The following is a 24,569-nucleotide window of genomic DNA, read 5'->3' as shown; positions in this document are numbered from 1 at the left end:
CTTAGGATGAATGTCGGGAAAGTGATAATACCTAAACAAAACGAGCTCGATTAGTGAGCTGCGTAATGAAACTCAGGAAGCATGGACTAAAAAACGAACGGATAGATAAACGCCCGATCTCATCGAAACCGGGCGTTTCAAGAATTAAATACAAACTAAGGTTTCAGCAGCTTCAGTTGCTGGTGTTCCTGAGTGGTATTGACCCGTAAGAGCAGGATTCCCTTGCCCGCACCAACTGGCACACTCACCCGTTCTACTGAACCAACTTCCTCAAGCCGTTGCTGATGCAGTACTTTGCCCTGAAGGTCCGTCAGGTTCAACTGAACGGCCTGACCCGCTACCCCACGAATTTCTACTTCCACAGATTTATCTTCGATTGGGTTACCCAGTACCTTCACCTGTAAACCCCTTTCGGCATCTGACGCGCCCACTCGGGTGGGTGCCGTGCAGACCGCCAGCCAGTTATAGACATAGCTGGCTATCGAACTACCCTGTTTAGCATTCAGGGTTATCCTGGGGTTATCCGTGTACAGATTCAGACTATAAGGTCCCGGATTGGTGGTAGTCGGCATCTCATTAACCACCGAGAAACTAATCGGTGAGCTGTCGGTACCACCGTACTGGGGCGTAAATGTTACCCGCCGAAGCCCAGGACTCACTACCTCACAGCTCACTGTCGAGACACCCACAATGGTAAAGCCAGAAGGCGTAGTCGGTGCTGGATTGACCGTCAACTGAAAGCTGGTTTGGGCCGACAAACCAGCTGGATCCAGAGCCGTGACCTGAACACTACTCACTCCGGTCGTTGAGGGTGTGCCGCTGACCAAGCTCCCATTGACACTTAACCCCGCCGGTAAACCCGTAGCGGAATACGTTAAGGCTTGCCCATCAGGATCTGAGAAGTAGTTGTTTAGATTCAACTGATAGGCTTGTCCCACTAAAATGATCTGATTGGGAATGCCTGAGGTTGTAGGAGCCTGATTGGGATCGGTACCACTCTGGCAGGAGGCAAACCAGTTGTAGGCGAAGCGGGCTTCAGCATGACCGGCTTGATTGGCTACCAGTGTAATCACTGGGTTGTCGGTGTAGAGCTTGAGCGAATACGGTGGAGGAGCCGTGGTAGTGGGCATCTCATTGACCACCGAGAAACTGATAGGATTGCCATTGGCCCCACTATACTGGGGTGTAAACTGAACCTGATAGCCACCCTTGGCTTCATCGATGAGCTGACAGTTCACCATTGTCACCTTGGTAATGGCAAAGCTACCCGGCAGGATCTGCAAACTGACCGGAGCAGCTTGCGGACTGGTGCAGTTACCCACCGAACAGGTAGCCGTGAGCGTGTAGTTGCCCGGCTGGGTGAAGGTATAAATACTACCGATGGCCTGACCCGTTCCGCCCTGAGGGAGCCAGTTGATACTACCCCCGCAGCCAGTGGCCGTCACCGAGATGGGCTGGTTGGAAGTCGAGCTAGCCGAGGCTTGTAAGGTTGGCGCAGCCAGATCCGCGTTGCTGGTGACGGTCGTGCTGGCTACCGAAGAGCAACCACTGCCCGACAGTACCGTCACGGAGTAAACCCCTTCCTGGCTAACCATAGCCGTATTGCCACTGCTGGTGATGGGACCATTGGGGCCACTGAAGCTGTAGCTACTGCCCCCGCCCGCTGTCAGGGTCACACTAGTCTGGACACAGGTTAGGGGACCATTATTTTGCAGGCTGGCCGAAGGCAGGCTATTCACCGTCACACTGGTGGCCGCGGTGGCCGTACAGCCACTGGCATAGGTAATGGTCACCGAATACGCGCCACTACTGCTTACCGTAGCTGTATTGCCTGCACTCCCCCCAATCTGTGACGCTCCCTGACTAAACAGATAACTGCTACCCCCTGGACTAGCCGTCAGCGTGATACTGGCCGGAGAACAGACAACCGATGAACCAGGGGTCAGACTAACCGACTCGACCGGACAGCCCACTACCAACGAGGTGGGATTCGCAGCGCCCCCAACGCTCGGATCATCGGTGAGCGCCGAGGCATCATTGGTCTCATTGCCGTCACTGTCATAGGAAAGGGTGGCCTGATTGGACAGGGTCTGGCCAGCCGTGCCATTCTGGATCGTAGCCTGAATGGTTATGGTTATGCTACCGGCAGGTGAAATGCTACCATTCCAGGTCACGGTATTGGTGCCCACTGTTGCCAGGGCGGTACCGCCGTCGGCCTGGGCCGAAACCAGATTCAGGGAAGCGGGCAGGATATCCACCAGTTCATCCCCCGGATTATTGGCTTGCGTGGTTTGGCCTGTGTTGGTGAGTACCAGAGTATAAGTTATGGCACCGCCGGGGATAAAACTACCCGATACAGTCTTGGTAGCACTGATCATGGGCCCGTTGAGCACACTCAGACCAAAGGCGTTGGTGGTCAGGGAGTTGCAGGCACTAGTGACTACCAGTGAATAGCTGCCAGCCTGACTGGGCTGCACATTGGTCAGCGTCAGGGTGGCGGAGCTCTGACCACTGACCATTCCGGCCCCATTGTACCACTGCAAGCTGGTGGGTATGCCGCTGATGCCGACCGGTACGCGCACATTGGCTCCGGCGGCTACCGAAGAACTGCTGACGGGCTGCTGGGTGATGGCCAGGATAGCGGAGGTGCCCTGAAACTCATAAGCCCCTATATCGATCTGACCACTGGCATAAAAGCGGGGATTGCCTGCCAGATCGGTGGCCGGTCCAGCGGCATTGTTGTAGGCTGTGTTATCCCCCGCATTGATGGCCGCAGAGCAGGCGGTTAGTTGCAGATCGGTCTCACTTACAAAGGGCGAAGTGCTGGTGGTCAGGTTGGAGGGATCGGTGGTGTAACCCGTTACGGTAGGTTCCAGCAGCGAAGAACGAATGGTTATGTTGTCTCCATTGAAGGAATTGGCTCCTCCATTATCAAAGAAGACCCCATTGGTCACGCTTATACTGGCGTCAACGTTACAAAAAGCGCTACCACCATTCGAACCAGAATTAGCCCTAAAACTGACATTGGTCAGGACCGGACTGCTGCTACCTTGAGATGCGTCATTTAGCAGACCGCCACCAAGGGTAGCCGAGTTGCCAATAAAGCTGACATTGATCAGCACAGGGCTGCTGTTGCCTTGAATAGTTCCGTTGTTATACAGCCCCCCACCAAAGGAAGCCGAGTTGCTAATGATGCTGACATTTTGTAGCCTAGGACTACTGTTCCCGCCATTATTTCCATTATTAAACAGGCCTCCTCCAGCACCAGCTGAGTTAGCGACCAGGCTCAGATTGACCAGCATGGGATTACTGCTGTTGCCCGCTCCACCGCCATCATTTAATATACCTCCGCCAGTGTTATACGAAAAGGCATTATTACCATTTGCGTTGCCGCCCGTGATCACTATCCCATCCAGGCGAGTATCCGCACTGGCATTCTTAAATCGCACGACATTGTAGGTGTTATCGGTGATGTTATTCAGGGTACCAATATCCCCGGAGAAGGTGGTGCTGGAGGGAAATGTGGTTCGGGCATCTGGCGAAGGGCCACTACCTGCATAACCCCCATATACTTTCAGCCCTGAGGGAATAGAAAAGCTGATCGTGCGGTCGGTGCCTGTTGTGGGCTTATACAAACCAGCTCCGACCCAGACCTGGGCCCCACAACCAGCCGCCGTATTGATGGCCGTTTGCAGGGCCGTTCCCGAAAGTGCATTCGTCCAGCTACTGCCGTTCTGAAGGCCCGCCCCCGTAGGGGTTACGTACACCACCGAACCACAGGGCAACGCTTCTACACTGACAACGGCACTGGTCATCGAGGAACAGCTCCCGGTGGTACCTGTCACGGAGTAGGTCCCAGTGACACTGGCTGATATAGCCGCCGTCGTTTGCCCACCTGACCAGCGATAAGAGCTGGCTCCCGAAGCCGTCAGGGTGGTACTATTGCCCTGGGTAATGGTCAGGGACGGATTGGCGGTAATGCTCACCGTTGGCAGGGGGTTCACCGTTAACGAAAAGGCGGTGGAGGTGACGGAGTTGCACGAACCGGTCACTACGACGGAATAGCTGCCACTCTGAGCTGTGGTGACATTGGATAGGCTGAGCGTCGCTGATGTCTGACCATTGACAAGAGTCCCATCTCTATACCACTGGTATCCACTGACCGTTCCGCTCACACTGACGGCGGCCGTGACAGTCTGTCCGGCACAGACACTCTGTCCGGCGGGCGGCTGGGTCGTTATATCAGTGGGTATGCCTGGCGTAAACCGCTGTACCCGATCGTTCGATGAATCGACCACGTACAGATTTCCACTGCCATCAAAGGCCAATCCGGATGGGCCAATAAACTGGTTAGGTGCACTGCCCCCTCCATTCTCCCCCGCCACGGTGATGCCTGCCGTGGCCGAGGTGGAATTAGGCGGAAATTTCTGTATTCGATGGTTATTCGCATCGGCCACGTACAGATTGCCACTGCCATCGACGACAATAGCCTGAGGGTTAAATAGTTGAGTCGGCGCATCACCAGGCCCATTGCCGCCGACTACCAGGGTACTGGCGGTGGCCGAGGTGGAGTTGGGCGGAAATTTCTGTATTCGTTGATTACTCGTACTGACCACGTACAGATTGCCACTGCCATCAAAGGCCAATCCGGCTGGGCCGAACAACTGGTTGGGTGCACTGCCCCCTCCATTGCCCCCCGCCACGGTGGTTCCCGAGGTGGCTGAGGTCGAGTTGGGCGGAAATTTCTGTACCCGGACATTCCCATTATCGACCACATATAGATTCTCACTACCAGCGATAAACACATCGAGTGGTGTAGTAAGCTGGTTAGCCGCGCTGCCATTTCCATTACCGCCCGCCACCGTGATGCCTGAAGTCGCCGAGGTGGAGTTGGGCGGAAATTTCTGTATTCGATGGTTGTTCCTGTCTGCCACATACAGATTACCAGCCCCATCGATGGCTATGCCTCGCGGTTGATCCAATTGAGTCGTGCCATTTCCAGATCCATTGCCCCCGGCAACGGTAACACCGATGGTGGATCCCGGCGCAAACTTCTGAACCCGGTTATTACTCTTATCCGATACGTACAGGTTGCCGCTCCCATCGATGACGATACGATCAGGCGAGTTGAATTGGTTGTTGGCGCTACCTCTGCCATTGCCCCCCGCTACGGTGGTACCATTGGGGCAGAACTGCGCCTTCAGGCCGGGAGCACTCATCACCAGTAGCATCAACACCACGACGCATCGAGTGGTCAGGCCAGCCCATTCCTTATAAGCAAGTACTAGTTTTTTCATACGATCAATGGTTAATCAGAGGCTCGTTAATTGATTGAGAAATTGTATTCGACATGAATAAGGCCCGGTTGCTTTTCTGCTCATCCAGAGCTGTTTTTCCTCGAATGGATCTAGCTGAAAATAGCCGGTCTAGATTTGGAGGTGACGGTTACAGCGAATAGACTACAGAGTTGGGTTGGAGCGGATACGAAACCGATAGATCTGGACTAAATACGGGTCTGCCTGGGCGTTCGCGCTGACTTTACGCCAACTTATGGCCTGAGCACGTTCACTGGCGGTACAACTGGTTGACACCTACATTTAACTGGCGTCTGACCCACTGTCGCTGAGATTGGAATCCGACAAAGAAGTAGCCTGCCGAAGCGACCAACAGGTCACAAAATAATACCTAAAGAAACCAATATCTGGTCAGAACAAATACCGAGTTACTAAGAAGAGGTTTTTTCATACGTAGATTGAGTGAAGGAATAAGTAATCAGAAAAATCGAGTGAAAGTATGTAAAAATGAAGCCTGATCATTTATCTACTGATGATCCATATATTATTTTGATTATATGGCGCAATGGTCAGGAGAATAGGCTGTTATCGCGTCTTTCTGGATAGCACAACAGAATTTGGACACATTGATTTTCCTGACAATACATTGTCTTTTCTTACCTGGTGCTGACTAGTAGCCAACAGCCCCAATCGGTAAAGGCGGAGGCTGTTAGAAAGGCCAAAAGTAGGTTTATTTCTGTTTTAGTACCTGTATTAGAAGTTGCTCCAGCTCGGCTTGCTTTTGCTTAACGGCCTGCAACCCCTGGTGATCCTGCCGACGCTGCTGTTGAAGTTGCTGGTTGGCTTTTTCCAACTGAATAGTATACAGCGTCAACTCCTCGAGCTTCTCCAGCAACCTGCATCCATTTTAGCCACATTAATACGACCAGTCATACATATAACAAACCAGGCACTGAACTAGTCTGCCCGGCCAATTTGTACTTGCTGGGCGAAAAAAATTAGTACTCAGCAACAAAAACGCCCGATCTCATCGAAACCGGGCGTTCATTTCTAACCCATCTTTTTAGGCCGTTTAGACCCAGAAAAGGGCCGTACCCAGCTACAGGGTACAGATGCTTTAATAAGTACTTACCAATTGGTATATACCCATCGGGAGCTCATGAACTCTGCACCGAACGTATCCCGCATACGTTGACTATTTCTACGCTTAGAAGGCTTTGGGGAGTCGGGTAAACGATTAATGCATCATCACGATTTCTGCTGCAATAATACCATCCACTCAGAGTGGACGATATTCACAAAGCTGGGATATGGGAGCAATGGCTTGATGAACCTGTAAGTAATCAATCGGCTCAACGTTGAGCTCATAATACTTTATTACACCCTATTATATTCTTTCGTTACCTGTTGATACCACTGCCAGCCTTCGGGTGAGCATTCAATGGTAATGTGCACAAAAGTACTTCGTTCATCTAACCCGATCTGTTTATACTGAAAGAAATCGGCAGACAGATCAATTAATTTGGGGTCTAAGTAATTAAGGAACGGGTAGGTTACGTAATCACTCACGTTCATCACGACGGTTCTTGTTTGTGGTTGGTAAGAATAGGGAATAATTAACGAATAGTCAATCTGTACATTACATTGGTAACTAGCCTTCTTTATGCCCACAACCGGAAAGTAAAATGGATTGCATATGATCGGTGGAATGGATAACTAGATGGGCTTACCAACCTAAATGCATAAGCTATGAACGTAACAATAGACGATGAGCCGCTTCCTGGAGATTATTATGGGGTAATTTATAAAGGCAGTTTGCTAATACCTCTTGCCGGGTTAGTGCTGACAGGAATTGCTGTCTGGTATCTTCTCAAAAACGTAAATGAGGGGAAATAATACATCAGGAGGGGCGAATTACACGAAACCCATTACGGATTGCTGGCCTATGAAGTTACTGGTGTCGCCTGGCCAACTATTCGATTTATTACCGCCTTGACTGACTCTGCATCATTGTTGATGACTGCAGGATTTCTAACGCGCATGATGTGGGAGACCTTAGCGAGGAAGTGGGCCTTTCTATGCACTGGAGATCAAATGCTTACCTAACCCTGCGTATCGTATTTCGTGAACCACTTTCTGGGCCACATATGTCCAGATTAATTCAGCAGGCATCTGCCGTTGAAACTCTTCGGAGAGCATCAACACATAAGTAAAGGGGATAAGAACAGCCTTGATAAGAACCTTGTTATAGCCTTCTTTTGAATCGAGCTCATGGCCGGGAATTTGCTCAAATATCTTGATCGAAAAGAGCTGCTTGCCGATGAAGTCCTGCCTGATGCCAATCTGGCGAGTGCCATATTCGTTTCGAACTCCGTTTATTGGCGTATACCAACTTTTCATATAGTAACTCGATAGATGATTCGTTGCAACTGGCTACATCTTGTCCCCGCCAGCTCTAGCCATCCATTTCATGGATGACCGCCTTATTTCACCTATTTAGAGTACTTGAAAAGCAAGGAGTCACTTTTTTTAATTATTATGTAATAGGGTTGCGGCTCCAGAAGCTAGTATAGTGCGATTTAATAAGTCAACGCATAGATCCCAGTAGTCGTTAGATCCATGTCTCCTCAGCAGATGGAGATACTTATTGGCAAAGAAATCTCCCTATCGTTCCTGCCATCACGGATAGGAAGAAAGGATTGGTGATCTAGGTAGAGGAGTAAGTGTAAAATAGGTCAGTTGAAAGTGGGCCTTATCAAGGGCAGTCACTGACTGGATCGCCCCGGCGCTTTCGCTACTTTGCCAGTTGCGGTCTCCATATTTTAGAGGCACCAGGCTACCCGTGGGCTGGTTATGGGTTCTAGCGATGTAAAATGCGCTATTGACCGCTTTTTGATATAAAGCGCTACCATCCCTAAAAAGCACCTTTATGCCTCCCGTCCTGGACTGATGGGTTATATCATATAAGTGACAGCCCGCAGGAAAATCAACTCTCTGGCCCGACTGGATAGAGATGGTGTACTGATAAATCAAAGTATCGAAACGAACCAGAGGGATGTATTTGGGCTGGCTCAGGCTCCGTATGGGAAACAACAGCATAATAAAGAGAGTGTGTTTCATTGCTAGCCAATAAAGTGTAGTATACTGTCTATCTTTCACGCTAATCTCAAATAAAGTCATTAGTCGAGGCTGGTAAGCCCTACCTGGCCCAGTACGCTGTATATTTTGTGAAGTAGTAATCGTCAACCGCGACTAAGGGGCGTCTCCCGCAAGGCTTCCATTCTTGCAGATTGCCTAATCTGTACCCTGTAGGATGAAGATCGGATCGGAGGCACAAATCAGAACAAACTGAACCTGTAAGCTACCTTAATGGACAAAAAACGTCCATAGAGATGATCTATGGACGTTTTAAGGTTTAACTATCCGTTTATACGAGTGTATTCTGTGATTTCAATTTCTCCTTAAACACTTTTTTGAACTTATCGAGTTTAGGAGCGATCACAAATGCACAATAACCCTGATCCGGGTTTTTGACGAAGTAGTTTTGATGATACGCTTCCGCTTCATAGAACGTGCTGGCTGGGCTAATTTCCGTTACAATCGGATTAGCGTAAGCCTCTGCTTTGTTCAGTTCGGCTTTAGCCGTTTCGGCCAATTGTTTCTGCTCATCGTTGTGATAGAAAATTACCGAGCGATACTGCGTTCCCACATCTGCGCCCTGACGGTTCAATGTGGTTGGATCATGACTACGGAAAAACGCTTCCAGCAACTCCTGATAGGTGATTTTCGATGGATCGAATGTAACCTCAACGCATTCAGCGTGGCCAGTTGTTCCGGTGCAGACTTCTTTATAGGTCGGATTAGGTTTGGGACCGCCCTCATACCCCGAAATGGCTGAAATAACGCCATCCAGCGAATTATACATCGCTTCTGTACACCAGAAACAGCCCGTACCAAACGTGGCTTTTTCGAGGTTTGTTGATTGATTTGTTGTCATGCGTAGGGTGCTTAATCATGGCTGTTGGCTTTGTGTATAGCTGCTCTCGCAGGTATATTTGGCCAGGCAACACCAGTTGTAGAAATAGCTAACAACCATTACTTGAAATTCTGGTTGTTAGCTGTATTAGTAACGTAACTGACTCGCGTAAAGTTTGCGCCCATATCCTGTGAAAGATTTAGATACCGACCGCTTCCGCTATGACGGCGACAAACCGTTCAAGATTAAAAAAGCCCCAACTAAAGTTGATGATCTCTACGAAGATGATGTTCATTATGAGGCATTGCTCCGCCAGCAGGCCGAAGAAATTGATAAATGGCAGGAGCGTATGTACATTCATAACCATTATGGACTAATCGTTGTCTTTCAGGCGCTGGACGCAGCCGGTAAAGATGGCACCATTCAGCACGTCTTTACGGGTACGAACCCAGTGGGTGTCCATATATCGTCGTTCAAACGCCCAACCGAGCAGGAACTCGACCACGATTTTCTATGGCGCAGCTGGCGTGACCTTCCTGAACGAGGTACAATCGGAATCTTTAATCGGTCGTATTACGAAGAAGTGCTGGTAACGAAGGTTCATCCGGAAATTTTAACCCAAAGTCAGCGGCTACCCGAAAAAGCCACTGCTGACATGGACAAATTGTTCAAGCAACGATTTGAGGCCATTCGTGATATGGAAAAGTACTTGTATCGAAATGGCTTTCCGACCGTTAAATTTTACCTGCATATTTCCAAAAAAGAACAGGCAGATCGACTCATCGCCCGGATTCAGGATCCAGCAAAAAACTGGAAATTTGAAGAGGGTGATGTTAAAGAACGAAACTTCTGGGACGATTATCAGGATGCCTACGAGACATGCATCAATGAAACTGCCACCGATAATTCGCCCTGGTACGTCATTCCGGCCGACGACAAAAAGAACATGCGCCTACTCGTTGGCCGTATTTTGATCGATGAAATAAAAAAGCTTCCCATTGCTGAGCCGACACCCGACGAAGCACGCTTTAAGGAGTTGCAAAAACTAATTCCAGTCATCCAGAAGCAGAATAATTAGGTTTTTAGGCGAACTAGTTGATCGTTGCGGTAAATAATTCGCCTTCTTTCAAGGGTCTGGCAGCGACCGATTTTTTGCCGACCTGTAGCGTTTTTAACGGTAACGCTCCGTGCATCACATGGAGCGTTACCTGCACTTGATTCCCTGCTTTTTTCTTAACGCAGGTGCCCCAGGCGTATCCATTCGACCAGAAATAAGAGCCTTCCTGAGCCGTGAAGCTCATCATCTGGCTTATCCCTGAATAATGAAAACCACTCAATGCCAGCGTTGACGCCCAACTCACCATTGCCCGCGCATAATGATGACCGCATTCGGCTTCGTCGAATGGATTACGTTTGCTCCCATCAAATCGATTCCGAATGTTACGAATGCAGCGCAAACCCGATTCGGTCTGGTTTTCATAGAGCATGCCAATAGCAGCCGTGTATTCAAATCCGGTCATTACTTCGGCAAAATACGGAAATGGCACTTTCGGGCGTCCTTTGGGCCAGCTGGCCATCAACAGAGCAGCTTCATCGCCCAGAGCGTATGAACGCATATTATTGAAATGGTCGGTCATGGATGACCGGTAATTATACTTCAGAATCGATTGTAAGGTGGTCTGCACGTGTTCTGGCTTCACCAGGTAGCCTAAGTCACAGACGTGAGCCATAAACTGGCCAACCAATTGATCGACCAGACAGCCCTTAGCCAACTGATACGCCGGATCTTCCTGCTGAATTTTATTAAATCCGGAAAAGGTGCCTTTGGCGATTAAATGGCCCGCCGGAGGAATTACCTGCTGTTCGTAATAGTCGCCGTTAAACAGATGATCATCGGTCCAGGCGCTTCCGGCCTTGAAAATCTGATCGCAGGTTTTGGCAAAAGCAACGTCCTTCATTGCTTCGGCCATCCTGGAAGCAGCCTTCAGTGCACCGAGATACCAGAACTGCATCTGTGGATTCGGTCCAAAATACTCCACATCCATCGTATTGTGTTGCGCCCCTTCCATAACACCGTCCTTATCGGCATCCCAGCCTCCCGGCACCCAGGCAAAGGCCAGCGTCCGTTTCACATTGGGCCAGTTTCTGGTCAGGAAATTCATATCGCCCGATAGTTGCCAGTCGCGGTAAAACTTCATTATTGTACCCATTTGCCCATCGGCGGCCGCAACCCCGCCACCAAAACCGGGTTTCAACGGCAACCCTACCCGAAAACTCATTAAACCTGTTGTGTCGAGGGCATAATTAAACTCGACATCACGCATGGTTCTGGCCAGATCACCAAACAAAAAGGCCGTGGCCTGCTCATAGTTCCAGACGTGCGTACACGACCCATGACAGGAGCCAATGTCATCCATAACGCCTTCCCACCCAAACAGTCGACCATCGTCAGTACGAAATACGGTTTGAGATCGAAGGGTACTTAAATTGAACAGAGCCGCTTCCTTCACCTCCGCCGGGTAATCGCTTTGCAGGAGTGCATTAACGAATGCAATTGTTTTCTGCTCAAGTGCTGGAATGAGTGGTATGGTCTTGTCAGCAACTACCCAGGCATCGGCGTATTGAGTCGTATAAAAATTCCCTACCCGCTCGCGTGACCAGGCAAACCGATTGGGGAAATGCCAGGTCAGAAAAAAAGTAAAAGTTTCTGTTTTGTTTGGCGCTATTTTCTTTTGCACCGCCAGCGAAGCCATTGGGTCTTCATCCGCCGAACCAGTCTTTTCGGTCAGCCTGCCATCATCGCTAAAGTCATCCCAGAAATCGAGTAGTGCATTTTCCCACGCGTTTGATACCGATGACGTGCGATAACTGACACCCTGAGATTCTGCCGTTGTTAACGCAACCGTTCCCCAGGCGGGGTCTGCCTTATCGACACCATCGGAGTACAGATAAATCCCCTGAAAGCCATTTCCCTGCCGAAACTGGTTCCGATTTTTTTGAGCGCCCTGCGGTTCCAGTTCACCTTTCCATGACTTATTGGTTTTGCTGCCATCGCGCCCAATAAAATTGTGCATGGAACCACATACGGATACCGTTAAAGGCTCTTTGCCGGTATTTGTCACTTGATATGTTAGCACCGCAATGGGTAAACCACTGGCATTCGCATCGGCCGGAACGAGTGGGTTGAAACCTTTGATTTGCACAGAAACGGGCATCGCAGGGTCGCTTAGGCTAACCTGACCAAAGGGATAAGCTGTCTCAAAACTGGCCTTCGCAAAACGTGGCAAGCCATGATGATCAACCGGACGCCCTTCCATATGCTGGTACTCATGGGCTTCGAGTGGCCCTAGCAGCGCTCTGGTTTTCTTCTCCTCCAGCAGATGAATCGCAAAAAATGGAGCGGTATTGCCAGTCAGAACAGTACTATAGCCCTTTGCTGGCCGGTTCATAATTTCCCAATCCTGCAATTGCCCGCGCCCACCGAGCGATACGGTACCAGTGCCGATGCCACCTAATGGCAGTGCAATCCGGGTGAGATGTTGCTGATCGTAGCGTTTCAGTACGGGCCAGGTTTGTGGCTTCCAAACGGCGGTCTGTGCCAGTCCGTTTAACTCAGACATCAATAGAATCAGGAGGACAAGCTTTTTCATTTTCTTACAGAACTGTCATACAGTTTAAGCGACTACAACATGGATTGAGGCATTTCATGGGCTACCGTCTTATTTTTCCAGGCAACCATTGATCATCAGCCTGCTTCACCAAATGCCTTTTGATAGTGCATCGGGCTTTTACCCGTTATTAACTTGAAATATTTATTGAAGCCCGAAAATTGATTGAAGCCGCTTTCGTAACAAACCTGGGCAATGCTTAGCCGGCCTTCAATAAGTAGTTTGCAGGCATGCTGTACCCGAAGTTCCAGCAAAAAGTGCGAGTATGACTTGCGACTGCGGGATTTGAAATAACGGCAAAATGAATTCGGGCTCATGTTGGCAACTTTGGCAATTTCATCCAGTGAAATCTTCCGCCGAAAATGAGTAATCGAATAGGCATAGATTTGATTGATCCGATCGGTATCGGCATCGTCGAAATGATTCGGATAATCGACTGTAGAAAGTAATTCTATTTCCGTTGATTGCGCCAGCATTGACAGCGCCTGAATCAGCGAAATAATTCGGGTGGTGCCGATCTGGCTGGGACATTTCTCAGCGAGCATTCGAGCCAGTAGTCGTTTTGTTTCCTCCTTCGTCTGCCCATGCAACCGAATTCCTTGTCTTGACTTTTCCAGAAACTGGGCAATCAATCGATTTTCAGGCAATTGGAGAAAGGTATCACCCCAAAAATTATCGCGAAAATGCACAACGGTTGCCTGAGCAACCAAACCTTCCTGATTGTCAAAATAAACGGGTTCGCACCGCCAGTAGTGGGGCAGATTTGATCCGATCAATAACACATCGCCAGCCTGAAAATTTTGAATATTATCGCCGACAAACTGTGTACCCCTCCCCTTTTCAAGATGCACCAGTTCAATTTCAGGATGATAATGCCAACGATTATAGAAATACGGCACCACATCCTGCCGAATACTAAACGAGCATTCGGATGACAAGGGGACTTTTAATAACTGCGGCCTCATACCTATGAATTAACCACTCGATGATACGCTACCAGCGTCAATTGTTAATTTAATGGTAAAAGTAGCTAATTTAATGAAACTACCTCTTAAAAAAATACTATTCCTTTGTAGTATTATACAGTAATGGTTTATCATTTAGAGTTGATATAACGACATGTATACAGATCGATAACAAGACTGTTTATACGTGTAGGCTGGTAATTATTCTTTAGAGAAGCTACTTATTTCTGTCAGGGCAACAGTAAGGACTGACAGGCTGCCAATTAATTAAAGTGTACCATCATAGGTTTTAACCAGAAAGTCCCACCTGCTTGCGTGGCGACTTTCTTTTTTTGTGCCTATAGCAAACGCCCGATCGTCACCGATTCCATAGCTTAACGTAATGGAATTAGTGACGATCGGGCGTTTGGATTTACAGCCGCTTATTTCGCTTTACGGATATAAATGTTCCCGTGCATGTTTTTCATCATCATTTCGGGACCACCACCGTTAATTTTCCCCTTAACCCAGTCTTCTACCGTTACCCGGTACATGCCATTTTTTTCGCTACGGGTTCCTTTGGGCTGGCTTTTATCGACATCAATATCGAAATCACTGAAGATGTCACCCCGGTCAGATTTCAGCTTTACTGATGCTTTAGCACTAGCCGGGAAGGTAACATCGACATTGCCATTCAACGTTGAAAAAGCCATCGGTGTATCGGAATCAAGCGTTTTAAAAGCGGCCGTGAGATTGCCATTTACGGTATTGGCTACCGCCGAACCCGCTATGTTTGTGAGTTGGATCGCGCCATTCACGTTCGTAACTTCCAGGGTTCCGGTCACGTTTTCAACTGTAATTTCGCCATTATTCACCGTACTCAGTTTCAACGAACAGTGTTGCGGCACTTTAATGGTCAAATCAACTGAACGTTTCCACGAATCAGAGCTAACCTTAACATGGTTATCTTTTTCTTCGGCACTAACCTCCATTCCGGCTCCACTGGAAATTCGCTTCATTCCGTTCGAGTTGGCATCGGCCCGGTCTTCCCGATCCCGGTCTCGTTCCCGATCGCTCCGGCGAGTAGCGGCAACCGCGTCGATCACGATATCTTTACCCGCACCGCCAACAACCCGGATTGAGCCATTTACCAAACCCACATTCAGAAAGGCAGGCTTTGCCGGATCACTCAGCGGCACGACAATCTGCTCCTTTATATCGCTCTGGGCGGCCAGTGGTGAAGCCCAAAATAGGAACAGAAGCAATAAACTGTTTATAAAAAACTTAATTGTAGTCATTGTAGTCAGGATTGTTTTTTAATGTAAATGTTACCGTTGAACGTTTCGAACCGGAATGTTTTGCCTCCACTGCCAATCCGGATGGCAGTATTCTTATTGAGCTTGTATACAGTGGTTTCGCCCCGTCGCTCCTGATTTTTGGTGACCTGCACGGGTAAAATTTCGGCGTCGGGAAAATCCGTATAGAATTCACCCTGAAAGCTTTTGAATTGTAGATCGGCAGAAAGATTAGCGGGATAACTGACCCGAATGTTGCCATTGAGCGTATAATACGATGACTTATCCGGGGGGCTAGCCAGGTAGTTGATCACTACATCGCCATTGATCGTGTGTACATCCGTAGCCCCTTTGGCGTTCACGATGCCAATAGCACCGTTTACATTGTTTGCTTTCAGCGAGCCGCCAACATCTTTCACATCTACGTTGCCCCGATTAACTGTCGACGCATGCAGATTCATTTTGTAAGGGATCTTGATCGTGAAATCAAGGGTGAAATCATAATGAATACGACGGTCCTGATCTCTGTCCCGCCAATTGCGATTTGGCCGGGAATCGAATGGTTCTGCGATGTATGCAATAATGCTGTCGCCTTTTTGCTCAAATTCAAGCTTAAACTCTTTTTTGCCCGTTTCCAGTACGTCTTTGTCTTTAGCTTTAATTGTTTTGTCGATGTCCAGCACAACCTTGTCGCCAGAATACCCTTCGACCTTAATAAACCCGTTAATGTTGTAAATGACCAGTGTACCGCCGTTCGGAGCCGCAAATTCTTTAGTAACATGCTCCTTAAATTCCTGGGCACTGGCCGGCGATTGGGCACAAGCGAGCACCAATCCCGCTAAACAGGGGATGAGAAATAGTTTCATGATCTGATTTTTGATTTAGGGTATTTACTGGACTACCTTACGATAAGGCTTTGATACTTTCCTGAATTTTTGTTTTGACCAGGTCGTTCAGATGTTCCTGACGAAGCATTTGGCGAAGCGGTTTTATCGATTTTTTCTCTTGCAGTTTCACCATCACATCGGCCAGCGCCACCTGTACAAGCGGAGAATCCTGCTGTGTCAGCGATTGAACCAGTCCCTGACGCACCTTCGAATCATCGGCCAGTTTAGCCAGTGCTTCGAGTGTCACCAGACGCACGTTTACGTTCGGGTCGTTATTGAGCGTCGTTAGCAGCGCTTCTACCACACGCTCATTGGCCTGATTGATTTCGTCGGTATAGCTCACCGCCCGAAGCCGTTCAGAGGCCGATGGGTTTTCGATCAATGACAGGAGCATCATCTGGCGCATCTCCTGAACCTGCAACGACAGCGAGTCGATCTGCTGTTGAGAAGCAACGGTTGGTTTATCCTGGAACCAGTACCCAGCCCCAATCCCGATTCCGATCAGTGCGAGGCTATAGGCCAGTCGTAAGGCTCCCTGTGGCGTAAAAAGCGTGCGCAGTTGCTCGATAAAACGATCCAGCCAGGTTGGTTGCTCAGCTTTAACCGTGTCTTTATACGTATCGAGCATCCTATTGAACTGAACGCGCATTCGTTCGCTGGGTTCGGGTACGGGCAATGTGCCCATCTGCCGCCAGAGTTGCTGCATGGAATCGGCTTCCTGTTGGCAATCAGAGCATCCGATCATGTGTGCTTCCAGTTCCAGCCGTTCGGCTTCCGGTAACTGGTTACTCAGCCACTCGGTAAATTGCTCATTGGCATTTTTACAGTTCATGTGCTTTTCGACCAGTTTCAATTGTTAAGTAAATACGCTTCAACTCATTCATAGCCCGATAGACCCTTACCTTTACTGCTCCTTCCGTTATGTTCAGCACGCGGGCAATTTCTTCGTACTTTAATTCCTGAAATCGGCTCAGAATCAACACTTCGCGATGGTCTTCATTGAGTCTGGCCAGTGCTTTATGGAGCATATCCCGATCCTGTTCCTGCTGTAGATGCTCGTCAGCATCAATTCCTCCCCCAATTCGTTCGGCCAGATCGTTGACATTGGCGTGATTAGCCACACGTTTATTCTGTTTTGCCTGATCGGCCAGTACGTTCCTTGCCAAATGATACATCCAGCTCCGAAACTCACCTTCGCCAGTGAACGTGTGACGATATTTCAACATCCGATAAAACACCGTCTGCACCATATCCTCGCTGGATTCAGTCTGTCCTGTCATATGGAACAGGAAACCGAACAGCGGCCGGTGGTATCGCTCGAAAAGTAGGCCCATCTTATCCAGATTGCCCGCTTTTACCTGGAGCATGAGTGAATTATCTGTTAGCGCGTTCAACCGAATAGACGTGGATTTACAGCATTTGGAACTGGAAACTGCACCTTTCAGCAAAGGTTACAGGAAGTTGAAAAAAAATTTAGCATTTATTGACAATTAGGCCATTGGCATCGAGCCGTAAAGCCGTGCCACGGTTACTGGTCGTGAGCAAACAAACCGTGGCACGGCTTTACGGCTCGATGCCAATGGCCTGTTGATAATCATGATTTCAAGCGAAGTAGTTGGGCTACAACCAAAGCCGCGATAGCGCATTAACAGGCATTTCAACGTAGCGTTTAAGTGATACGTTGAGATACGAATCGACACATCTTAGTTATAGGTACCTAACCAAAAAACTCTTTTAACTACTATTTATTTACAACACGATAAATTAATAAACATTGTGAAATAAATCACAGTTTCACTCTATAAATAATGAACGTATTTCTCTTTAACACAACGCTTTATGACTACTTTCTACAGATTTTTACAACGTACTGCTAAATGCTCAAAGCTGGCATGGCTATGCAGTCAACCCAATCAATTTTTCCTTTTCCTGGCTTTGCTGTCAGGCACAGTGAACCATCTACAGGCTCAAACCTATCCAGCCAACTTTAGTCAGGTTCCGGTAGCGACGGGCATTAGTAACCCTACCGCTATGGCTTTTGCCCCCGATGGACGAATTTTTGTTACCCAACAGGGTGGCGCATTACGCATCGTTAAAAACGGAAGCTTATTGGCCGCCCCTTTTGTAAAACTGACTGTTGACTCGACCGGTGAACGAGGATTACTCGGCCTGGCCTTTGATCCTAATTTTGCCAGTAACCACTTTATCTACTTATACTATACTGTTCCGGCTCCGCAGCTACACAATCGCATTAGCCGGTTTACAGCCAATGGTGATATCGTTTCGCCAGGAAGCGAGACCGTAATTCTGGATTTAGATCCATTAAGTGGCGCATCCAATCATAATGGTGGCGCCATGACCTTCGGGAAAGACGGTAAACTCTATATAGGCGTTGGCGAAAATGCAACCCCCGCAAATTCACAGACGCTGGACAACTACCTGGGCAAGATACTCCGTATTAACGCCGATGGCACTGCGCCAGCCGACAATCCGTTTCCGAGCGGGTCAGCGTCTCGAAGGAGAATATGGGCTTATGGCTTACGGAATCCCTACACGATTGCGGTTCATCCGATAAGTGGTAAGATCTTTGTTAATGACGTTGGGCAAAACGATTGGGAGGAAATTAATGATGCCACTACTGGCGGGTTAAACTTTGGCTGGCCCACTGTTGAAGGAGCGAGTTCAAATTCACTATACACCAATCCAGTTTTTGCCTATCCACACGGTGACGGCGACGGCAAAGGATGTGCGATTACGGGTGGAACATTTTTCAACCCATCGAGTACCAACTATCCGGCAAGCTTCATTGGCAAGTATTTTTATCAGGATTTTTGCAGCAACTGGATAAACGTGCTGGACGTTTCCACAAATCCAGCCAGTCGCGCATCTTTTGCCACCAATCTGCCGGGTAATTCGCTGAGTATATTGACAGGCCCCGATGGAAACCTGTATTTCCTGAGTATCGCTGCGGGTGCGCTTTACAAGATTATCTATATGGCCCCCAACCCTAATGCCTTCGCCATAACGGGTGTAACGATGGTAAACTGCGCTACAGTTACGGCTGGGCAGCGTAGGGTGAGCTTCTCTCCACAATATGAAGGTATAAATGGCCAGCCAATTTCGTTTTCGGTGGCCAACGAGTTATCACCCACGGCTAATTCTGGCCCTTACACCCTAACGCTCTACACAGACAACCCCTCGATCACACTTAAAGCCGTACAAACCGGCTCAGTTGGCGAAGCCAGCTTTGCCTACAATTGGCTGGCAGCCTGTTCGGGCGGGTCAACCCCGAATTCGCCCCCTACGGCAGGCACTCCTATTCCTCCTCAATCGGCAACGGTCGGTCAAAACTTTAGCTTTCTCATTCCAACGAATGCTTTCAACGATGCTGAAACCCCATCGGCGCTGACCTATAGCGTGAGTGGTCTGCCAGCCGGGCTAAATTTTGCAGGACCAGCTACCATCAGTGGCATACCCAGTACATCAGGTGTAGCAACGGTAATCGTAAAGGCCACCGATCCCGGCAGTCTCACCGCCAGTAGTTCCTTTACAATTACAGTCAATCCGGGGGCGGCACCCAATCCGGGGACTTTCGCCATAACGGGTGTAACGATGGTGAACTGCGCTACCATAACAGCCGGGCAACGCTCGGTTCGTATAAATCCGCAGTACTCGGGCCAGACGGGCCAGCCTATTTCCTTCTCGATTGCCAATGAGTTGTCGCCCACAACCAGTCAGGGGCCTTATACCGTTACACTTTTCACCGATAATCCTACCATAACGCTCAAAGCGGTGCAGTCAGGAACGGCGGGAGAAGCCAGTTTTACGTATAACTGGCTATCATTCTGCACGAGTGGAAGTCCTCGACTCGGGGCCGAATTGCCGTCTGCGTTAACACTCACCGTTCTGGGCAACCCGGTTCTGAGCGAAACGGTACAAGTTGATGTACGTGGTGCATCAGGCCAGTCGCTTCGCTTACAAACACTCGACAGCCAGGGACGTAGCCTGTACAATATGACGATTGACCAGGCTGCACCAACCGAACGAGCTACGTTACAACTCGGGAAGTCGTCTGGAATTTACTTCTTACAGGCCAATACGCCAACCCAGAAGCAGGTCATAAAACTAGTAAAACCTTAAGTGAGGAGATCTGGTAGCGAATCAGGCCGTTACGGAATAAGTTGAACTTACTCCGTAACGGCCTGATTTAGTATTAATCATGAACCGCAATCGACGCACCACCGTTGCGGGGAATCAATCCGTGAGCATCATGTTGGAGTAGCATTTCGAAAAGCCGAACTGTAGCGGCCGCATCACCCTGCGCTCGGTGACGATTGTTGAGCGGAATGCTGAGCGAGTTACAGAGTTTCCCAAGGCTATACGATGGAAATCCTGGAAAAACTTTTCGGCTTGTCCGTACAGTACAAAGCGTCCGACGAAAATAATCATAGCCGAGCCATTCCAGCTCCTTTTTGATGAAGTTAAAATCAAACCCTACATTATGGGCAACGAAAACAGCATCGTGTGTAATTCTAAGAACCTGCTCGGCGATGTCGGCAAACAGTGGCGCTTCCTGAACCATCTCATCGGAAATACCGGTCAGGTGACGAATAAATGGTGGAATCGGACATTCAGGGTTCACCAGCGAATGAAACGAGTCTACAACTTGCAGCCCATCATGGCGGAAGATAGCAATTTCGGTAAGTCGGGTTGGGCCTTTTACCCCTCCAGTAGTTTCGACGTCAACGATACAATACACACAGAAACGGTTTGCGGTATTCGGTTTACGATCAGTCGAATACCGTATAAAAGTAAGGCATTAGCGTGATGCCTGCAACGGTCTGGCCTTAATTGGTTGCATAGGCTGCCGAGCTACAACACCTTCACGAATTAGCCGGAGTGTATACTCCAGTACATAATCCCGATTGGTGATTACATCATCGTAAGAACGCGTAACTCTAAAATCTGGTTCGACAGTGAAGCCATTTGCCCGATCAGCTACTACAGCATGGGTCAGTTTTTTGAGCGGAATTCGCACTTGCATGCGCGAATAAGGCAATGTAATGGTCTTGAAATGGCCCGCAAAATCACCCCAATACGCACTGCCACTGGCCTCACCGACGAATGTTCCCATACCGGCGTCCAGCGTTTTGGCTAATACTGACGTAGTCGCTGAAAATGACGCACCATTCATCATGAAATACAGATTACCCTTAAAAGACGTACGGTTTCGGGGACGATAATAGCGACGGGACGAACGACTGGCAAAACCGTCGGAACCGTTTGCTTTGTATTGCAGGCTAAAGTTCAGAGCGGCAAATGGATTCCAACGGGAAATGAGTTCATTACGGGCAGCCCGCTTCATTTCTTCATGCTCCATGATTGTAAATGGCTTAGGCATCCAGTAACGAAGCAACCGGGCTGAGTTTAAAACAATACCGCCCCCATTTCCCTGCATATCGACCACCAGATTCTGGATGTTTTCTTTCTTCAGCTCCCGAAAAGCCCGCTTGAGCCGCCGATTGAACGCCCACTGAAAGGGATCATTTTTTTTTGTTCCCATAAATGTCGATACCCGCAAGACAGCCGTACGGGTAGCCGAGTCTACGATCCGTACCGAAAGATTCGGCCGCCGATCAATCTCGTTATGGTAACGGCGCTGTATAGTCGATCGAAAACTAGTCAGGGTCAGGCAGTTCAGACGTGTTTTCCGGATGAGTGTATCGGCAGGCAATCGATAGGTAATTACAATGGAATCGGCAGAACCGTACCAGGCGGCATAATAGTCGGCAAACTGTACCAAACTCCATTGCTGCCGCCCCGTCAGGTTATCGCCATCGGAACCGGAGTGATCGGCCTCCATTAGTTCGCGATGCAGATCAGCTACGGTACGTCCATTAATCGTAATCAATTCTGTACCCCGGTGAAGGCTCGTATCTGCTGACACATTATGACTGATAAAATACTGCTCACCAACCGGCCGAATATAGAATGGGATGAATCGAGTCGTTTTCCCGATAAAGTTTTTACGATGATTCAGGTTCGTATGCCCATCTTTAAGCGCCGTGACAAACGGACTGACATGATGAAAAAACGCCAGATAATTCATCGGTGCCGTCAGACCGTTGTAGAGCGAGTCGTACAACTGCTCCATACGCGGCCTGGGGGTATAATAACCCATGCCCGGATGCAGTAAATCGAGCTTACGCTTTAGGTAAGTAAGGTCCGTACGGGCCTGATTGGGAGTAAGCGTTTGTGCGGGCATCATCGGGCAGCCCAGCCCGATCCACAAGCCCAGAAATAACAGAAGTCGGCCAATCTTCATCGTCACCAGTTACGGTAAAAGCAGGGTTTTCTACCCCAATAATTTTCCTACTGTGAAGATAGGGTTTAGCGCAACTATAATCAATCAAAAATGTTTAATATCTTATTAAAATTTTGTTTCGGTCCGATTTCCCAGAAACATACGCAGTAATCCATATAAAAGCAGGCCAATCGGTCCGAGCATAAAACACAGTAACAGACAGGGAATCAGCCATCCATGCACAATACCCTGGCTCTGTCCATCGCGGAGTACATAACTACCCGCAACCAGATCGAACGCCAGGTAGTGAATCCACCCGCCGAGCACAATCTCTTTCTGTCCTTTAAAGAGCGATTGTACACCAGCCAATGAACCGAACGATCCAAAATCGATGCCGGGCCCACCCGAAGCGGCTGGCGCTATCAGCAGGTAATAAATGTACATGCCGCCCAGTACCATTGGAATAGGGAGCATCTGGGCCAGCATCTGGGTAACACGCCAGCGCGGGGCTACGATCATTAAGACCCATTGGGGTAAAACAAGGAGATTAGCGTAGGTAAAGGCTGTTTCAGGGGTCATGGATACCATTTTTAGTTCAGTGAAACTAATCAAATTTCAATATGGCCGAACACCCTTTTCAAACTTACACCTGGTTTATAGCAAATAATACCAAAACCTATATGCATTAGACTATCTCAGCGAGGTAACTCCTCAGGTTGATGCTGTATCGATTAGACCAAATATGTTTTTATATAGCCCTATTTGACGACGAAGTTGATCAGTTTGTTTATTTGACTTTAGGTCTTTCGCTTATAGGGTGTTAGCTGGGATTCTGGGGTTGCCTAACTTGCTGCGCAGGTAATCTGATAAGAGGCTGGCGCGCACCTTGTATATGGGCGCTCCTACCTGTTGAGCCTTTACTTTCAAGGCGTTCATCGGGATTGAGTTGCACACGCTTTGCTTTCTGCACGAGCTGGAAGAGGGTTTGCCGTTTGGCAAGGTACTCTTCACGGGGTAGGTTCGCCGGAGTATCATACATATTTACATTTTATGCAAATACATTTTATGATGTCAAATCTTCCAAATTTTGGGCCAGAAAGTAGGGCAAACCAACAGATCAGTTATGAAAATACGGCTTAGGTGGGTGACAAAGCCCCGATCTGGCTTGGCGCTATCAAGATCAGGGCTTTTTGTTAGTGATATCATGCAAAGCGGACTGTCTGTCAACAATCCACTTCGAATGTCTCTTCCGAAGAGAACTATTTGAGGTAGGGAATTTTTTCAGTCTGATAATCCAGGTTTTTACGAATCCAGAGTAACCGTCTATCACGTACTTTAAAACGCCAAATAATTTCGTCAAACAAGATGGCCTTTTCCTCTATAATGCCATCCTTGGACACCTGCTGGTCACTGAATTGGTCTGGTAATATGGACCTAAGCTGTTTTTGTATTCGATTAACGGCATTCGTGTCCAAATTACTAATGACGGATTCAACTCCTGAATAAAATAACAAAATCGTGTTATTCCATTTACCATACGTGGTCGTTGGATTTCGTTTAACGGAGTCAAACAAACCGATATCACTGAGCGTGTACGTATAGTCATTATCATAACGTTCAATGACTACAGCAATGACCTTAGCCTTGCTTACTTGTTGGTATTCTTTAAGCACCTTTTCAAGTATCTTATCTTGCAAGACAAGATTCATCAACTGAACAGGCTGCGACTGTCCCGTTGAGACGAGTGAATGGACCATCAAGAGTAGCCATAGTGAGTACGATTTGCTATAATGGCTATGGGCAGCGCTTTTCAAAAACGCCAGCGTATGGCTGAGTATTCTTCCATCGGAAAAAAATTGATTGATAACAAACTGGTTCATAACATAGTGACTCACTCCGGGGTGCCTCTGGGCAAATTGCGTATCAGCAGATGATGGGCTGGCTATACCTGGTGGGCTAGGGTGTGTATGGGGTATGGGGGAGTGCTCGCTGAACTGTGTCAGCAGGTTTTATTCGATGCGATGCGATTTGATTCGTTCTTCAAAGATAATGCTGAACTGATTAATGATCTCTTTCCAATTATAGGTCGTCGTTTCCCATTTAGCCCCGTACTGCCGATGGTACTGCTGTCACAAGTGGGAGAGTAGGAAGGTGCCACCTGATGAAATCGAGTCTCTGATCGCAAGGTCAGAGACTTTTTT

Annotated in this window: 19 protein-coding genes; 3 read left to right on the top strand and 16 right to left on the bottom strand. The window is 48.5% G+C overall.

The features are described 5' to 3' along the window. Positions 1 to 155: 155 nt before the first annotated feature. From GJR95_RS30290 to GJR95_RS30280, 3 genes are all read right to left on the bottom strand, one after another. On the bottom strand, positions 156 to 5,297 hold the full coding sequence (locus GJR95_RS30290; protein ID WP_162389418.1) for a putative Ig domain-containing protein: 5,142 nt from the start codon (positions 5,295 to 5,297) through the stop codon (positions 156 to 158). Positions 5,298 to 6,024: 727 nt separating this feature from the next. After that, entirely contained in the window at positions 6,025 to 6,189 is a 165-nt protein-coding gene (locus GJR95_RS30285; RefSeq protein WP_162389417.1) for a hypothetical protein, read from the bottom strand. Between the two features lie 482 nt (positions 6,190 to 6,671). Continuing rightward, positions 6,672 to 6,872 (bottom strand): hypothetical protein, encoded by a 201-nt coding sequence (locus tag GJR95_RS30280; RefSeq protein ID WP_162389416.1) that lies wholly within the window; start codon positions 6,870 to 6,872, stop codon positions 6,672 to 6,674. A 171-nt stretch (positions 6,873 to 7,043) separates the two neighbouring features. Between GJR95_RS30280 and GJR95_RS30275 the strand changes: the two genes are divergently transcribed. Then, complete coding sequence (locus GJR95_RS30275; RefSeq protein WP_162389415.1) at positions 7,044 to 7,190, top strand: hypothetical protein; 147 nt, start codon at positions 7,044 to 7,046, stop codon at positions 7,188 to 7,190. 180 nt (positions 7,191 to 7,370) lie between these two features. Here the strand turns inward: GJR95_RS30275 and GJR95_RS30270 are convergent, their stop codons facing one another. The 3 genes from GJR95_RS30270 to msrA form a co-directional block, all read right to left on the bottom strand. Beyond that, on the bottom strand, positions 7,371 to 7,694 hold the full coding sequence (locus GJR95_RS30270; RefSeq protein ID WP_162389414.1) for a hypothetical protein: 324 nt from the start codon (positions 7,692 to 7,694) through the stop codon (positions 7,371 to 7,373). A 279-nt stretch (positions 7,695 to 7,973) separates the two neighbouring features. Further along, positions 7,974 to 8,414 carry a hypothetical protein gene (locus tag GJR95_RS30265; protein ID WP_162389413.1) on the bottom strand — a complete coding sequence of 147 codons (441 nt, stop codon included), beginning with the start codon at positions 8,412 to 8,414 and terminating at the stop codon, positions 7,974 to 7,976. Positions 8,415 to 8,721: 307 nt separating this feature from the next. Continuing rightward, positions 8,722 to 9,291: a peptide-methionine (S)-S-oxide reductase MsrA gene (gene msrA, locus GJR95_RS30260; RefSeq protein ID WP_162389412.1), complete on the bottom strand. Its 570-nt coding sequence runs from the start codon at positions 9,289 to 9,291 to the stop codon at positions 8,722 to 8,724. Between the two features lie 169 nt (positions 9,292 to 9,460). Between msrA and GJR95_RS30255 the strand changes: the two genes are divergently transcribed. Then, on the top strand, positions 9,461 to 10,348 hold the full coding sequence (locus GJR95_RS30255; RefSeq protein WP_162389411.1) for a PPK2 family polyphosphate kinase: 888 nt from the start codon (positions 9,461 to 9,463) through the stop codon (positions 10,346 to 10,348). Positions 10,349 to 10,361: 13 nt separating this feature from the next. Here GJR95_RS30255 and GJR95_RS30250 read toward each other — a convergent pair whose 3' ends face one another. The 6 genes from GJR95_RS30250 to GJR95_RS30225 form a co-directional block, all read right to left on the bottom strand. Continuing rightward, entirely contained in the window at positions 10,362 to 12,920 is a 2,559-nt protein-coding gene (locus GJR95_RS30250) for a GH116 family glycosyl-hydrolase (RefSeq protein ID WP_162389410.1), read from the bottom strand. Between the two features lie 95 nt (positions 12,921 to 13,015). Further along, complete coding sequence (locus GJR95_RS30245) at positions 13,016 to 13,903, bottom strand: AraC family transcriptional regulator (protein ID WP_162389409.1); 888 nt, start codon at positions 13,901 to 13,903, stop codon at positions 13,016 to 13,018. Positions 13,904 to 14,325: 422 nt separating this feature from the next. Then, positions 14,326 to 15,180 (bottom strand): DUF4097 family beta strand repeat-containing protein, encoded by an 855-nt coding sequence (locus tag GJR95_RS30240; protein ID WP_162389408.1) that lies wholly within the window; start codon positions 15,178 to 15,180, stop codon positions 14,326 to 14,328. Positions 15,181 to 15,185: 5 nt separating this feature from the next. Next, positions 15,186 to 16,043, bottom strand: coding sequence for a DUF4097 family beta strand repeat-containing protein (locus GJR95_RS30235; RefSeq protein ID WP_162389407.1), 858 nt, complete (start codon positions 16,041 to 16,043; stop codon positions 15,186 to 15,188). A 37-nt stretch (positions 16,044 to 16,080) separates the two neighbouring features. Further along, a complete protein-coding gene (locus tag GJR95_RS30230) occupies positions 16,081 to 16,896 on the bottom strand; it encodes a HEAT repeat domain-containing protein (protein WP_162389406.1) in 816 nt (271 codons plus the stop codon). Next, the gene (locus tag GJR95_RS30225; protein WP_162389405.1) at positions 16,886 to 17,431 is read right to left on the bottom strand and encodes an RNA polymerase sigma factor; all 546 of its coding nucleotides are present in this window, start codon (positions 17,429 to 17,431) and stop codon (positions 16,886 to 16,888) included. The genes GJR95_RS30230 and GJR95_RS30225 overlap by 11 nt, the downstream gene beginning before the upstream one ends. Positions 17,432 to 18,014: 583 nt before the next feature. Here GJR95_RS30225 and GJR95_RS30220 point away from each other — a divergent pair. Further along, positions 18,015 to 20,204 carry a PQQ-dependent sugar dehydrogenase gene (locus tag GJR95_RS30220; protein ID WP_232540904.1) on the top strand — a complete coding sequence of 730 codons (2,190 nt, stop codon included), beginning with the start codon at positions 18,015 to 18,017 and terminating at the stop codon, positions 20,202 to 20,204. 73 nt (positions 20,205 to 20,277) lie between these two features. On the opposite strand, the gene GJR95_RS30215 is transcribed toward GJR95_RS30220, so the two are convergent. From GJR95_RS30215 to GJR95_RS30200, 4 genes are all read right to left on the bottom strand, one after another. Continuing rightward, the gene (locus GJR95_RS30215) at positions 20,278 to 20,823 is read right to left on the bottom strand and encodes a 3'-5' exonuclease (protein WP_162389403.1); all 546 of its coding nucleotides are present in this window, start codon (positions 20,821 to 20,823) and stop codon (positions 20,278 to 20,280) included. Between the two features lie 60 nt (positions 20,824 to 20,883). Next, complete coding sequence (locus GJR95_RS30210; protein ID WP_162389402.1) at positions 20,884 to 22,389, bottom strand: S41 family peptidase; 1,506 nt, start codon at positions 22,387 to 22,389, stop codon at positions 20,884 to 20,886. 105 nt (positions 22,390 to 22,494) lie between these two features. Next, positions 22,495 to 22,947 (bottom strand): ABA4-like family protein, encoded by a 453-nt coding sequence (locus GJR95_RS30205; RefSeq protein WP_162389401.1) that lies wholly within the window; start codon positions 22,945 to 22,947, stop codon positions 22,495 to 22,497. Positions 22,948 to 23,627: 680 nt separating this feature from the next. Next, positions 23,628 to 24,248 (bottom strand): hypothetical protein, encoded by a 621-nt coding sequence (locus tag GJR95_RS30200; protein ID WP_162389400.1) that lies wholly within the window; start codon positions 24,246 to 24,248, stop codon positions 23,628 to 23,630. Positions 24,249 to 24,569: the final 321 nt, after the last annotated feature.

It is taken from the genome of Spirosoma endbachense, from assembly GCF_010233585.1.
Lineage (GTDB): Bacteria > Bacteroidota > Bacteroidia > Cytophagales > Spirosomataceae > Spirosoma > Spirosoma endbachense.
Note: the sequence above shows the minus strand (reverse complement) of the source record. Positions and strands in the feature narration are given on the sequence as shown.